Below are 12,311 nucleotides of genomic sequence, written 5' to 3' on the forward strand. Positions count from 1 at the left end.
GCGTTCCCTTATTCTGCCGGCTCGGTTTTGCCTTCGCGGCTGTCATCCCCGCCAACGCTTTTGCGGCGGATCCAGTTCAGCAACCGCTGACCGCCCTCGACCAGTCCGCCGGGCAGGTAGATCACCACCAGCATGAACAGGATGCCCAGGGTCAGGTGCCAGCCCTTGCCGATGAACGGGTGGATGATGAACACCACCGCGTCCTCAAGCCCGTCGGGCAGGAAGGCGAACCAGCTGTGCAGCACGTTGTCGTTGATCTTCGAGAAGATGTTCTCGAAATATTTGATGAAGCCCGCGCCCAGAACCGGTCCGATCAGGGTGCCGGTGCCGCCCAGGATGGTCATCAGAACGACCTCGCCCGAGGCGGTCCACTGCATCCGTTCTGCGCCGGCCAGCGGGTCCATTGCGGCCATCAGGCCACCGGCCAAACCGGCATACATGCCCGAGATCACGAAAGCGGCCAGAGTGTAGGGCTTGGAGTTCAGACCGGTATAGTTCATCCGCTGCTGGTTCGACTTCACCGCGCGCAGCATCATGCCGAAGGGCGAACGGAAGATGCGGATCGCCAGGTAGAACACCACCATCATGATCACCGCGCACAGATAGTAGCCCGCGTTGAAGTCAAAGCTCCACGCGCCCACATCCATCGTGTAGGTCGCGCGCATCGGCAGGCCGAACAGATGCGGCAGATCGGGAGAATTGGCCCCCTGCAGGATCTGCGGATCGTCGGCATAGACCTGCAGGCCGGTTTCCCCGTTGGTCAGGTTGAACTTGGGGTTCGACAGCACCGAATAGGCCAGCGCAAAGCTCATCTGCGCGAAGGCCAGCGTCAGGATCGAGAAGTAGATCCCCGACCGGCGCAGGCTGACATAGCCGATCAGCACCGAGAACAGCCCGGCGACCACGACGCTCAGCGCGATGGCCGGGATGACGTTGTAGCTGAGCAGTTTGAACATCCAGACGGCCGAGTAGGAACCCACCCCAAGAAAGGCCGCGTGGCCGAAGGACAGGTATCCGGTCAGGCCGAACAGAATGTTGAACCCGATGGCAAAGATGCCGAAGATCACGAACCGCTGCATCAGGTCCGGATAGCCCGCGTTGAACTGCGCCATGGCGCTGTCAGTGGGGAAGGGGTTCAGGATGAAGGGGGCCAGCAGCGTCAGGATTGCGACGACGATCAGCAGGCTTGTGTCTTTTTTGTTCAGTCCCAGCATGGGTTATTCCTCCATCACGCCTTTGCGGCCCATCAGACCCCGCGGACGGGTCAGAAGAACGATGATGGCGACAAGGTAGATGATGATCTGGTTGATGCCCGGGATCGTGGTGGTCGCCCAGGTGGTCGAGGCAAAGCTTTCAAGGATGCCCAGAAGGAACCCGGCCAGAACCGCGCCGGGCAGCGAGCCCATGCCGCCGACTACGACGACCACGAAGCTGAGCACAAGGAAATCCATGCCCATGTGATAGTTGGGCGGGTTCAGCGGCCCGTACATCACGCCCGCAAGCCCAGCCACCGCGGCTGCGATGCCGAACATGATGGTGAACCGTCGGTCGATGTTGATGCCCAGAAGGCCCACGGTCTCCCGGTCGGCCATTCCGGCGCGCACGACCATGCCGAAGGTGGTGAACTGCAGGAACGAGAACACGCCTCCGATGATCACGACCGCGAACAGGAAATAGACCAGACGCCAGATCGGATAGATGATCGCGTTGGGATCGAACCCCAGCGCCACGCCCAGATCGACGGACCCGCTCAGTGCCGCAGGCGGCGGGGTCTGGATCGGGTTGGCGCCGAAGAAATACTTGATGATCTCTTGCAGAACGATGGCCAGGCCGAAGGTCACAAGGATCTGATCTGCATGGGGACGCTTGTAGAAATGCTTGATCAGGCCGCGTTCCATCACGTAGCCGACCATCAACATGATCGGGATGGCAAACAGGATGGCCAGTGGCACGGACCAGTCGATGATGGTCGCGCCCAGTTCGGGGCCGAACCAGCTTTCGACATAGGGGGTCTTCACCTTCAGCGGGTTGCCCAGAAAGTCGGTCTGGGTCTCGTCGACCACCTCGTAGCTGAGGTTGAAGATCTTCTGAAGCGTGACGGCACAGAAGGCGCCGATCATGAACAGGGCCCCGTGGGCAAAGTTCACCACGCCGAGCGTGCCGAAGATCAGCGTCAGCCCCAGCGCGATCAGCGCATAGGCCGAGCCCTTGTCCAGCCCGTTCAGAATTTGCAGTAGGATTGCGTCCATTGTCCTTACCTTTGACTGGTCCCGGCAGCTCTCCCCGGTCGTCTGACCGGAGAGAGCCGTTTTGAGGACTCAGGGGTTTTCTTGCGAAAAACCGAGTGTCGGGGTTACGCGCCCGGGTTGCACTTGCCCAGTTCGCCGCCGGCGAACATCGGGTGATCCGGATCGTACTCGACCTGCGCCCGCGGAGTGATCTCGACGATCTCGAGCGTGTCATAGGCGTTGGTCGGGTTTTCGTTGCCGCGCACGACCAGCACATCCTTGAAGCACTGGTGGTCGGCACCGCGATACCAGGTCGGGCCGTTGCCCAGACCGTCGAACTCGAAGTCCTCGAGAGCTTCGACCACGCCGCACGGGTTGAAGGTGCCTGCGCGCTCGCAGGCATCCGCGTACAGCAGTACCTGGGCATAGCAAGTCTGAGCCGAGTTCGACGGCGGCTTGCCGTACTTCTCGCCGAAGGACTTCACGAAGGCCTTGGTGCCCTCATCCTGCAGCTGCCAGTTCCAGTTCATCGAACCCAGAACGCCTTTGATGTTCTCGCCAGCGCCGGCGGCCATCAGTTCCGAGTACAGCGGAACGACGATCTTGAAGTCCTTGCCGTTTACGACCTTGTCGAGCAGGCCGAACTGGATCGCGTTTGTCAGCGAGTTGACCATGTTGCCGCCGTAGTGGTTCAGAACCAGCACGTCCGCGCCCGAGTTCAGAACCGGCGCGATGTAGGACGAGAAGTCGGTCGAGGCCAGCGGGGTCTTGACGGTGTTGACCGTCTCCCAGCCCATCGCCTCGGTCGACGCCACGATCGACTCTTCCTGGGTCCAGCCCCAGTTGTAGTCGGCGGTCAGGTGATAGGCGCGGCGTTCCGTGCCCATTTCCTTGGCCAGCACCGGCGCCAGAGCGGCACCCGACATGTAGGCGTTGAAGAAGTGACGGAAGCCGTTCGCCTTCTTGTCCTTGCCGGTGGTGTCGTTGGCGTGGGTCAGGCCGGCCATGAAGATCACGCCCGCCTCCTGGCAGAGGCCCTGAACCGCAACGGCCACGCCCGAGGACGAGCCGCCGTTGATCATGATCGCGCCGTCTTTTTCGATCATCGACTTGGCCGATGCACGGGCAGCGTCGGACTTGGTCTGCGTGTCGCCGGTGACGAACTCGACCTTCTTGCCAAGGATGCCGTTCCCCTTCAGCGCCTTCGACGTGAAGGTGTTCAGGCAGCCGCCGTCGCCTTCACCATTCAGATGCTCGACCGCCAGCTGCTGCGCCAGCAGTTCGTCATTGCCTTCTTCGGCATAGGGGCCGGTCTGCGGCACGTTGAAGCCCAGCGTGACTGATCCGCCAGTGGGTTCGTTGGTATAAGCCGCGGCCGACGAGGCTGTGAAGATCGTCGGCAATGCCAGACCGGCGCTTGTGACGGCACCAGACTTCAGCACGCCGCGACGCGTGACAGATTTGTTTGACATGAATTCCTCCCAATTAGCAGGCTACGCCCTCGGGCTCCTCTTCCGTCGGGTAAAACGCAACCTGCGCAGGGCAAGTATGAGGGGCAGAATGAAAATTCCCCAACAAGTCCCTAGAAATGAAATATTATTTTGTAAATTCTTGAACTCTTTGATTTATGAATTTGTAAATTTTTGGAACTGGAAGATGATAAGCTGCTCATTGGAAAGGATGAGTCAGAAAATCCCGTTTCGATACAAGCATCGGGTGTCTCGATGCAACCGCCAGTCCCACGCCGTCCGATGTCCGGCCGTTGATGCTCGGGGCATCGCATGATCTCCGGGCACTCAACCTTTGCCTGAATTTCCTCGCAGAATCGAGGGCAAACGCAAGGGACCACCTGGACAAATCCGGTGTGCAAAATCCATCTGTGTTCTGATTTGCGGAAGAAAATGGTGGGCGACCCTGGAATCGAACCAGGCGTGCGTCTCCGCGAGGGAGTTACAGTCCCCTGCCACACCTTGCGGCCTGTCGCCCACTGTCAGGCGTTGCACCTGACGTGGAGGCGTGATTACTAGCGCTCAAAAGGAGCGTCAACAGGAAAATTCCGCTTTGGCGCAGGAAACATTGTTCCCGGCCCGGAGGCCAGTAAAATGAAGAAACCGAAGTGGGTGATCGAGAAAGAGCAGGCGCGCAAAGCGGCGGCTTCCGAAACCGTTTGGTTGTTCGGATTGCACGCCGTGCGTGATGCGTTGATGAACCCCAAACGGCAGAAACTGCGCCTGATCGTGACCCGCAACGCGCAGGACAAGCTGGCGGATGCGATCGCGGAATCGGGCATGCAGGCTGAGCTCGTCGATCCGCGAAAATTCAACGCGCCAATCGACTCGGGCTCGGTGCACCAAGGCGCGGCGCTTGAAGTCAAGCCGCTGGAATGGGGCGGTCTGGCCGAGAATTGCATCGGGCGCGAAAACCCTCGGGTGCTGCTGTTGGACCGCGTGACCGATCCGCACAATGTGGGCGCGATTCTGCGCTCGGCCGAGGTTCTTGGCGCCAGCGCGGTCATCGGCACGCGCCACCACTCGGCGCCGGAAACCGGTGCGCTGGCCAAGACCGCCAGCGGTGCGTTGGAACGCCAGCCCTATCTGCGGGTGCGTAACCTGGCTGATGCGATCGTCGAGTTGCAGAATATGGGGTTCCTGGTTCTGGGCTTGGATGGTGAGGCCGAACAGACCATCGAGGCCGCTTTGGAGGGCAAGCGCGATCGGCCGGTTGCGCTGGTTCTGGGCGCCGAGGGGCCGGGGTTGCGGCAAAAGACCAAGGAAACGGTGGATATGCTTGTCAAAATTGACGCAGCGGGCGGTTTCGGATCGCTGAACGTCTCAAATGCCGCGGCGATTGCCCTATATGCTTCTCAGCCGCATTGAGAGGATAGACCCATTCCCGCCCCATCCAAGATTGCTACGTGCTGCTACTGCGGAACCCGCGCGGCGCTGGTCCTCAAGGGGCGCCAGCGGCACGAACTCAGCTGTTCCAGTTGCGGTGCCCCACTGCATAACCTGAAGATGATCCCTGTAAAAAAGGCTTCGGATCCACAGCCGCGACACAGCATTCCAATGCAAAAGCCCAAAAAGAAGAGCTACAAGAAAAGGAAAAAAGGCCTTTTCTCGCGCGTTCTGGACGAAGCTTGGGATGTGATCGAGGACGTGTTCGATTGAGCCCTTTCCGACACGACCCTTCACAACTGCGTCAAATGGGTTTCGCGGCGCGTCAAAAGTTGCATCTTATAGCGTCTGTAAAACACAACCCGTGAAATCTGATGCTATCCCGACGATCCGTACTTGCCGGTCTTACCTTTTCAATCGCTTGTCCGCTGACATTGCGGGCGCAGACCGCCCCGGTATTCTATTCCGCAAAAGGTGCGGCCATTACCGGTTATGACGCGGTCAGCTATTTTCGAGATGGCGGCCCGGTTCAAGGGCGACCCGACATTGCGGTGATGTGGAAGGGCGCTACCTGGCGGTTTGCCTCGCAGGAGAACCGAGAGGCGTTCGAACTTAATCCGCGTGCCTACGCGCCGAGGTTCGGCGGATATTGCGCCTATGCCATGGCCTATGGCGAGCTGACCAGCACGGACCCGATGGCGTGGAAGATCGTAGGCGGCAGGCTGTATCTGACGCATTCCCTCGAGATCGAAAAGATGTGGCTGACGGACACGACCGGTTTCATCCAGAAGGCCGAGAAAAACTGGCCGGCGATCCTGTACGGTTGACAGGCAAATTCCCGCTTATCTGCTCGTGTCATCACAAAAATGCGCACGACCTCTTTTTTTTCCTCAACTCATGCCTAAATGTCACAGTGACCGCGGAACGGAACTGCCGCGGGTCATTTCACTGTCCCTCGTTCCAACAACTAGCGCCCAAGGTATCCTTGGGCGCTTTTTTCTTTTCCAAGTCGCGGCTAGGCTGCAGCCATGACTGAGTATTCCGATGACTTCCTCAGATCCGTCCTGAAACGCACCAAGGCAGTTGCGGTCGTTGGCGTGTCGATGAACCCGGTGCGGCCCAGCTATTACGTTGCGCGCTACCTGTCGCTCAAGGGATACAGGGTGATTCCGGTCAATCCCGGCCATGCCGGAGCCGAACTTTTTGGTGAAACCGTTCGGGCTTCGTTGTCCGAAATCAGTGAACCCGTTGACATGGTAGATATTTTTCGCAGGTCCGAAGCCGTTCCTCCGATCGTGGATGAAGCGCTGGCTGCATTTTCCGACCTGCGCACGATCTGGATGCAGATCGGCGTCGAAAACGCAGAGGCCGCCGCGGTGGCGCAGGCGCGCGGTGTCGATGTCGTCATGAATCGCTGCCCCAAGATCGAATATCAGCGCCTGTTCGGCGAGCTGCGCATGAGCGGGTTCGCCACCGGCATCATCTCATCAAAACTCTGACCGCTCAGTTCACCGCAACGGCGTTGATTTCCGCAAGCTGCTCTTGCCGCCGTTTCTCCAGCACGATGTCGCGCGGGACCCAGTCATAGCGTGTGTCCTCGCGCAATGGACTCCAAAACAGGACCCCTCCATAACGCCATGGGTCCAGAACGACACCGTCGTACATCGAATCACCGCGTCGGCTGATTATTGCCGTGCTGTGATCGATTCGGAACGGGTTGTCGGCGTTGGCGATCGCGCGGTGCAGGGTCAGCGTGCGAAAGTTCTCCTGCTTCAAGCGCCGTTCGATGTCTTCGGCCCAGTGCCAGCACAGCCCGCGCGGGCGCAGCCCTTTGTTGACCTTGGCGTTATGGATCAGAGGGGGGTCTGTGATCTGGTATTCCTGCGCCAGCTGCGCGGTATAGGCATAGGTGACGCGGGCCGCGCGCTGGGCCTCTTCCGGGTCGACCTCGGGCCCCAGCGCCTGGATCTGGGCTGCAAGCCGCGCGACGTCGTCGCTGCGAGCGGGCGGCGCGGATGAGCATGCGCCAAGCCCCAGAATGGCCAGCGTCGTCAGTGCCCAGATCATGGGTTTGAACATGCCTGTGTCCCTCGTCGCCCCTGCGCCCGGCAGGCGCTTCGGTCAATCAGTATAGGGCGCGGACGCTATTGGTGAAAGCCGGGTCTCAGCCCCGGTCGCGTGCGGCCTTTTCGGCGATGCCGCTGGTGCCCTGCCGCCTGGCAAGCTCGGCCAGAACGTCTTCCAGCGCCACGTCGCGCGCGGCCAGCATGACCAGCAGGTGATACAGCACATCGGCGGCCTCGGATGTCAGCCGGTCGCGGTCACCCTTCACGGCTTCGATGATCGCCTCCACGGCCTCTTCGCCAAACTTCTCGGCGCATTTCTCGGGGCCTTTGGACAGCAGCTTGGCGGTCCAGCTTGATTCGGGGTCCGCGCCCTTGCGGGATGCGATCGTGGCGGCCAGCTCGTTCAGTATGCTCATGTCAGCCTCATGGGGATACCCGCGGATGCCATGTGCTCTTTGGCCTCGCGGATCGTGTATTCGCCGAAGTGAAAGATCGAGGCCGCAAGCACCGCGCTGGCTCCGCCTTCGGTCACGCCTTCGACCAAATGATCCAGATTGCCCACGCCGCCCGAGGCGATCACCGGCACGTCGACCGCATCCGAGATGGCGCGCGTCAGCGGAATGTTGAACCCCGCCTTGGTGCCGTCGCGGTCCATCGAAGTCAGCAGAATCTCACCCGCCCCCTTGGCGACGACGGTCTTGGCGAACTCTACCGCGTCGATGCCGGTGGGTTTGCGTCCGCCGTGGGTGAAGATCTCCCATTTGCCGGGGCTGACGGTTTTGGCGTCGATGGCGCAGACGATGCACTGGCTGCCGAACTGGTCGGCAGCCTCGTCGATCACGTCGGGGTTGGCCACGGCGGCCGAGTTGAAGCTGACCTTGTCGGCCCCGGCCAGCAGCAGCGCGCGCACGTCTTCCTTGGTGCGCACGCCGCCACCCACCGTCAGCGGTACGAAGCACTGCTCGGCCGTGCGCTGAACCACGTCGAACATGGTGCCGCGGTTTTCGTGGGTGGCGTGGATGTCGAGAAAGCAGATCTCGTCAGCGCCGGCGGCGTCATAGGCCTTGGCCGATTCCACCGGATCGCCCGCGTCGCGCAGGCCCACGAAATTCACGCCCTTGACCACGCGGCCATCGGCGACATCCAGACAGGGAATGATGCGGGTTTTCAGCATGGTTTGTCCTTTGTTGCCGCACCTCTACCGGCAAAGCCCCGCCGATGCCAGAGTTGTGATTGTCCTGCGCCCGGAACCTCGTGAAACTGAAGCGGATTTCAGCAGGAGGTGAAAACCATGCGCAACTTGTTTCTTACAACCGCTTTCATTCTGTCCGGTGCGACGTGGGCGATGGCCGACGACATCATCAAGGTTCCCACCGACAAATCCGTGACCGAGGCCATCGACGCGCTGCAGGCCGCCGTCGAAAATGCAGGCGCGACCGTATTTGCCCGCGTTGACCACGCGGCCGGTGCGCACAAGGTCGACATGACGATACCGCCCAATCAGGTCTTGATCTTCGGAAACCCGGCTCTGGGAACGCCCGCCATGCAGATCGACCCGCGTGCGGGATTGTTCCTTCCGCTCAAGGTGCAGGCCTATGAGGATGCCGACGGCCAGGTCTGGTTGGCCTACGAGGATCCCAAGGAAACCATGGACGAGCTTGATGCGGTGGAAAAATCCCCGGTGATCGACAAGATGCGCGGTGCGTTGAGCAAGCTGACGGATGCCGCAGCCAACTGATCGGCGTCATCCCTGAGAAGCGCGTGCGATCCGTTTCATGCAATTGCGCACGATCAGAATGTGAAGGGGCATGATCACCGTCAGATAGATCCGTCCCAAACGATTGTGAGTCCGCACCCAGGTTGCCATGACTACGCGGTCTTTGTCGCGATGCACGGCGATGCGGAAATCCAGATGGCGGTCATCGATTCCCACGATGACCTCTGTCTCATCCCTGTAGGTCACGGGAAAAATCGCGCCGGTGCCTGCGTCGGGCGAACCATTGTCGGTGTTCAAGTGCTTGCCGCCCTTCAAGCCGAATGGGGCAACGATTGCGTTCCGGATTCCCATCAGGATCTTCACCCACCCCGGCATGGTCAGACCGATTTTCATTGCGTCAAACGGTGCAAGGTCGCTTTGGACCGAGTACCCATCAACAAAATCACCCGGAGTGTACAGCGACCACAATTCAGACTGCTCGGGCAGAACCTTTTTGCGGACCGCTTGCAATATCCTATCCCTTCAACGCCGCCAACGCGTCGCGCAGATCCAGCGCGCCGTCATAGAGCGCGCGGCCTGAAATCGCGCCGTTCAAGTTTGCGCCGCAGTCGCGCAGGGCGATCAGATCGTCCAGCGAGCTGACCCCGCCGCTGGCGATCACCGGGATCGAGACTGCCCGGGCCAGATCGGCCGTGGCTTCGACATTGGGGCCTTGCATCGCGCCGTCGCGGTTGATGTCGGTGTAGATGATCGCCGCAACGCCCGCATCTTCGAAACTGCGCGCCAGGTCGGTCACCATCACGTCGGTTTCCTCGGCCCAGCCCTTGGTGGCGACGCGACCGTTGCGCGCGTCGATCCCGACGGCGACCTGGCCGGGAAAGGCCTTGGCCGCCTGACGGACCAGATCGGGGTTTTCCACCGCAACCGTGCCCAGAATCACCCGGGCCAGGCCTTTGTCCAGCCAGGTCTCGATAGTGGCCATGTCGCGGATGCCGCCGCCCAACTGGGCCGGTACGTCGCAGGACTTCAGGATCGCCTCGACCGGGGCGGCGTTCACGGGTTCCCCGGCGAAAGCGCCGTTCAGGTCCACCAGATGCAGCCATTCGCAGCCGGCCTCGACAAAGGCGCGGGCCTGGGCGGCGGGGTCTTCGTTGAAGACCGTGGCCTTGTCCATCTCGCCGCGCAGAAGGCGCACGGCCTGGCCGTCTTTCAGGTCGATTGCGGGATAGAGGATCATGTCGGGCGGCCTTTTCGTGACTGGTACTGGCGCGGGATATGGCACAGGCGGGGCAGGGGATGCAACGCGACGCAAAGTCAATCTTGCCCGAACGGGTGCCGGCGGTCAGACTGCCTGCAAAACAGGGAGGATACCATGAACAAACTTGCTCTGGCCGCTGCGGCAGCACTTGTCACCTTGGCCACTGGCGCGCGCGCGGATGACCCGGTCGACGGGCTTTGGAAAACCCAGCCGGGGGATACCGGCGGATATCTGCACGTCTCGATCGGGCCTTGCGGCAGCGCCGTTTGCGGCACCATCGACAGCGCCTTCGACAAGGACGGAAACCAGCAGCTGGATTACGAGAACCTGGGCAAGAACATCATCTGGGACATGGTCGCGGATGGCGGCGGCAGCTATAGCGGCGGCAAGATCTGGGCGCCGGACCGGGACAAGACCTACAATTCCAAGATGTCGCTGGACGGTCAGAACAAGCTGACGGTCAAGGGTTGCGTCGCGGGCGGCCTGATCTGTCGCGGTCAGACCTGGACCCGCGTACAGTAACCGGTCAGGGGGCCCAGGTCAGGAAGTTCCCGATCATCCGCAGGCCCACATCCTGGCTTTTTTCAGGGTGAAACTGCATCCCGATCATCGTGTCTCGGCCGACCACGGCCGTGACCGGCCCTCCATAGTCCACATGGGCCAGGCGTTGCGCCGGATTGGCGACGCGGAAATGGTAGGAGTGGACGAAATAGACGTGGTCGCCTGAGGCGACGCCGTTGAACACCGGGTGCTCGCTCTCGATCACCAGATCGTTCCACCCCATATGCGGAACCTTCAGCGCCCGGTCTTCGGGCTCGATCCGCACCACGTCCCCGGTCACCCAATTCAGGCCCGGCGTGTCGGTATATTCGCGGCCCGTGGTCGCCATCAGCTGCATGCCGACGCAGATGCCCAGAAACGGGCGGCCCTTCTGCTCGACCGCTTCGACCATCGCATCATGGATGCCCTTGTGCCCGCGCAGCTCGGCCGCGCAGGCGGGAAAGGCGCCGTCGCCGGGCAGCACCAGCCGGTCGGCGCGCGCGACGACATCGGCATCCGAGGTCACGACGACCTCACCCGCGTCCAGCTCGCGCGCCATGCGTTGAAACGCCTTTTCCGCCGAGTGCAGGTTGCCGCTTTCGTAGTCGATGATCGCGGTCAGCATCTATAGCGCGCCCTTGGTGGACGGAATCGCATCCCCCTTGCGCGGGTCGGTCTCGACCGCATGACGCAGGGCGCGGGCGACGGCCTTGAACGCCGCTTCGGCGATGTGGTGGCTGTTGAAGCCGTGCAACTGGTCGATATGCAGGGTGATGCCGCCATGGGTGGCCAGCGCCTGAAAGAACTCGCGCACCAACTCGGTGTCGAAACTGCCGATCTTGGGCGTCGGCAGGTCCACGTTCCACACCAGAAACGGTCGGCCCGACAGGTCCAGCGCGCAGCGCACCTGCGCATCGTCCATCGGCAGATGGCACTCGCCATACCGCCGGATGCCTTTCTTGTCCCCCAGCGCCTGCGTCAGCGCCTGACCCAACGCGATGCCGGTGTCCTCGACCGTGTGGTGGTCGTCGATGTGATAATCGCCTTTGGCCCGGATCGTCATGTCGATCAGCGAATGCCGCGCCAGCTGGTCCAGCATGTGATCGAAGAACCCCACACCGGTCTGGTTGTCATAGGTGCCGGTGCCGTCTAGGTTGACCTCGACCGTAATCGCGGTCTCGGCGGTTTTGCGGCTGATCGAAGCTGTGCGCATTGGCGAAATCCTCTTGCTACAGGGGCGCTTATAGACGGGGACGGGCGGCCTTATCCAGCCCGATCATTGCAATCGCAGCAAACTGTTGCAGGGGATTGCGCCCGGGCGCGGAGCGTGCCAGCCTGCGCCAAACGGAAGCAACAAGGCCACGAAATGTCCACCTGCGTTTTCATCCAGATCCGCTGCAAGCCCGGCACCACCTACAAGGTGGCCGAAGAGATCGCTCTGCGCGAAATCCACTCGGAACTCTACTCCACCAGTGGTGAATATGACCTGCTGCTCAAGCTTTACATCCCCGAAACCGAGGATGTTGGCCATTTCATAAATGAACACCTTCTGGTCATTCCGAACATCGAACGGTCGTTGACAACAATGACCTTCAAGGCGTTCTAAGG

General features: G+C 61.2%; 16 protein-coding genes and 1 tRNA gene. 6 read left to right on the plus strand and 11 right to left on the minus strand.

Features of this window, described 5'->3' with window-relative positions:
• Window positions 1–8 precede the first annotated feature (8 nt).
• From GOW72_RS05315 to GOW72_RS05330, 4 genes are all read right to left on the minus strand, one after another.
• A complete protein-coding gene (locus tag GOW72_RS05315; RefSeq protein WP_170365704.1) occupies window positions 9–1,214 on the minus strand; it encodes a branched-chain amino acid ABC transporter permease in 1,206 nt (401 codons plus the stop codon).
• Between the two features lie 3 nt (window positions 1,215–1,217).
• Window positions 1,218–2,249, minus strand: a complete 1,032-nt coding sequence (locus tag GOW72_RS05320) for a branched-chain amino acid ABC transporter permease (RefSeq protein WP_170340251.1) — start codon at window positions 2,247–2,249, stop codon at window positions 1,218–1,220.
• A 104-nt stretch (window positions 2,250–2,353) separates the two neighbouring features.
• Window positions 2,354–3,700, minus strand: a complete 1,347-nt coding sequence (locus tag GOW72_RS05325) for a substrate-binding protein (protein ID WP_093964815.1) — start codon at window positions 3,698–3,700, stop codon at window positions 2,354–2,356.
• Window positions 3,701–4,130: 430 nt separating this feature from the next.
• A tRNA-Tyr gene (locus GOW72_RS05330) sits at window positions 4,131–4,214 on the minus strand.
• A 116-nt stretch (window positions 4,215–4,330) separates the two neighbouring features.
• Between GOW72_RS05330 and rlmB the strand changes: the two genes are divergently transcribed.
• From rlmB to GOW72_RS05350, 3 genes are all read left to right on the plus strand, one after another.
• Window positions 4,331–5,104 (plus strand): 23S rRNA (guanosine(2251)-2'-O)-methyltransferase RlmB, encoded by a 774-nt coding sequence (gene rlmB / locus GOW72_RS05335; RefSeq protein WP_170365706.1) that lies wholly within the window; start codon window positions 4,331–4,333, stop codon window positions 5,102–5,104.
• 452 nt (window positions 5,105–5,556) lie between these two features.
• Window positions 5,557–5,949: a YHS domain-containing (seleno)protein gene (locus tag GOW72_RS05345; protein ID WP_244952320.1), complete on the plus strand. Its 393-nt coding sequence runs from the start codon at window positions 5,557–5,559 to the stop codon at window positions 5,947–5,949.
• 201 nt (window positions 5,950–6,150) lie between these two features.
• On the plus strand, window positions 6,151–6,621 hold the full coding sequence (locus GOW72_RS05350; RefSeq protein ID WP_170365710.1) for a CoA-binding protein: 471 nt from the start codon (window positions 6,151–6,153) through the stop codon (window positions 6,619–6,621).
• A 4-nt stretch (window positions 6,622–6,625) separates the two neighbouring features.
• Here the strand turns inward: GOW72_RS05350 and GOW72_RS05355 are convergent, their stop codons facing one another.
• The 3 genes from GOW72_RS05355 to hisF all read right to left on the minus strand — a co-directional run bounded on the left by GOW72_RS05355 (window position 6,626) and on the right by hisF (window position 8,362).
• Window positions 6,626–7,201 (minus strand): hypothetical protein, encoded by a 576-nt coding sequence (locus tag GOW72_RS05355; protein ID WP_244952321.1) that lies wholly within the window; start codon window positions 7,199–7,201, stop codon window positions 6,626–6,628.
• Between the two features lie 85 nt (window positions 7,202–7,286).
• Entirely contained in the window at window positions 7,287–7,604 is a 318-nt protein-coding gene (locus GOW72_RS05360) for a phosphoribosyl-ATP diphosphatase (protein WP_170357264.1), read from the minus strand.
• The gene (gene hisF / locus GOW72_RS05365; protein ID WP_170365712.1) at window positions 7,601–8,362 is read right to left on the minus strand and encodes an imidazole glycerol phosphate synthase subunit HisF; all 762 of its coding nucleotides are present in this window, start codon (window positions 8,360–8,362) and stop codon (window positions 7,601–7,603) included. The genes GOW72_RS05360 and hisF overlap by 4 nt, the downstream gene beginning before the upstream one ends.
• 117 nt (window positions 8,363–8,479) lie before the next feature.
• Here hisF and GOW72_RS05370 point away from each other — a divergent pair, with 117 nt between their 5' ends.
• On the plus strand, window positions 8,480–8,926 hold the full coding sequence (locus tag GOW72_RS05370; RefSeq protein ID WP_390895973.1) for a DUF302 domain-containing protein: 447 nt from the start codon (window positions 8,480–8,482) through the stop codon (window positions 8,924–8,926).
• A gap of 6 nt (window positions 8,927–8,932) precedes the next feature.
• Here the strand turns inward: GOW72_RS05370 and GOW72_RS05375 are convergent, their stop codons facing one another.
• Window positions 8,933–9,415, minus strand: coding sequence for a DUF2867 domain-containing protein (locus GOW72_RS05375; protein WP_170365714.1), 483 nt, complete (start codon window positions 9,413–9,415; stop codon window positions 8,933–8,935).
• Between the two features lie 4 nt (window positions 9,416–9,419).
• A complete protein-coding gene (gene hisA, locus GOW72_RS05380; RefSeq protein ID WP_170365717.1) occupies window positions 9,420–10,142 on the minus strand; it encodes a 1-(5-phosphoribosyl)-5-[(5-phosphoribosylamino)methylideneamino]imidazole-4-carboxamide isomerase in 723 nt (240 codons plus the stop codon).
• 135 nt (window positions 10,143–10,277) lie between these two features.
• Here hisA and GOW72_RS05385 point away from each other — a divergent pair, with 135 nt between their 5' ends.
• A complete protein-coding gene (locus tag GOW72_RS05385; RefSeq protein ID WP_170365720.1) occupies window positions 10,278–10,685 on the plus strand; it encodes a DUF2147 domain-containing protein in 408 nt (135 codons plus the stop codon).
• A 4-nt stretch (window positions 10,686–10,689) separates the two neighbouring features.
• Here GOW72_RS05385 and hisH read toward each other — a convergent pair whose 3' ends face one another.
• Window positions 10,690–11,328 (minus strand): imidazole glycerol phosphate synthase subunit HisH, encoded by a 639-nt coding sequence (gene hisH, locus GOW72_RS05390; RefSeq protein ID WP_170365724.1) that lies wholly within the window; start codon window positions 11,326–11,328, stop codon window positions 10,690–10,692.
• Complete coding sequence (hisB, locus tag GOW72_RS05395; protein ID WP_170357270.1) at window positions 11,329–11,916, minus strand: imidazoleglycerol-phosphate dehydratase HisB; 588 nt, start codon at window positions 11,914–11,916, stop codon at window positions 11,329–11,331.
• Between the two features lie 153 nt (window positions 11,917–12,069).
• Here hisB and GOW72_RS05400 point away from each other — a divergent pair, with 153 nt between their 5' ends.
• On the plus strand, window positions 12,070–12,309 hold the full coding sequence (locus GOW72_RS05400) for an Lrp/AsnC family transcriptional regulator (protein WP_050602861.1): 240 nt from the start codon (window positions 12,070–12,072) through the stop codon (window positions 12,307–12,309).
• Window positions 12,310–12,311: the final 2 nt, after the last annotated feature.

The organism is Ruegeria arenilitoris (assembly GCF_013032855.1).
GTDB classification, from domain to species: Bacteria; Pseudomonadota; Alphaproteobacteria; order Rhodobacterales; family Rhodobacteraceae; genus Ruegeria; species Ruegeria arenilitoris.

Excerpts from the sequence above, each read along its gene's own strand:
- GOW72_RS05325 (WP_093964815.1), bottom strand. The coding sequence starts at position 3,700 with ATGTCAAACAAATCTGTCACGCGTCGCGGCGTGCTGAAGTCTGGTGCC.
- hisH (WP_170365724.1), bottom strand. The coding sequence starts at position 11,328 with ATGCTGACCGCGATCATCGACTACGAAAGCGGCAACCTGCACTCGGCG.
- hisB (WP_170357270.1), bottom strand. The coding sequence starts at position 11,916 with ATGCGCACAGCTTCGATCAGCCGCAAAACCGCCGAGACCGCGATTACG.
- GOW72_RS05370 (WP_390895973.1), top strand. The coding sequence starts at position 8,480 with ATGCGCAACTTGTTTCTTACAACCGCTTTCATTCTGTCCGGTGCGACG.
- hisF (WP_170365712.1), bottom strand. The coding sequence starts at position 8,362 with ATGCTGAAAACCCGCATCATTCCCTGTCTGGATGTCGCCGATGGCCGC.
- GOW72_RS05315 (WP_170365704.1), bottom strand. The coding sequence starts at position 1,214 with ATGCTGGGACTGAACAAAAAAGACACAAGCCTGCTGATCGTCGTCGCA.
- GOW72_RS05320 (WP_170340251.1), bottom strand. The coding sequence starts at position 2,249 with ATGGACGCAATCCTACTGCAAATTCTGAACGGGCTGGACAAGGGCTCG.
- GOW72_RS05360 (WP_170357264.1), bottom strand. The coding sequence starts at position 7,604 with ATGAGCATACTGAACGAGCTGGCCGCCACGATCGCATCCCGCAAGGGC.
- GOW72_RS05385 (WP_170365720.1), top strand. The coding sequence starts at position 10,278 with ATGAACAAACTTGCTCTGGCCGCTGCGGCAGCACTTGTCACCTTGGCC.
- rlmB (WP_170365706.1), top strand. The coding sequence starts at position 4,331 with ATGAAGAAACCGAAGTGGGTGATCGAGAAAGAGCAGGCGCGCAAAGCG.
- GOW72_RS05400 (WP_050602861.1), top strand. The coding sequence starts at position 12,070 with ATGTCCACCTGCGTTTTCATCCAGATCCGCTGCAAGCCCGGCACCACC.
- GOW72_RS05350 (WP_170365710.1), top strand. The coding sequence starts at position 6,151 with ATGACTGAGTATTCCGATGACTTCCTCAGATCCGTCCTGAAACGCACC.
- hisA (WP_170365717.1), bottom strand. The coding sequence starts at position 10,142 with ATGATCCTCTATCCCGCAATCGACCTGAAAGACGGCCAGGCCGTGCGC.
- GOW72_RS05355 (WP_244952321.1), bottom strand. The coding sequence starts at position 7,201 with ATGTTCAAACCCATGATCTGGGCACTGACGACGCTGGCCATTCTGGGG.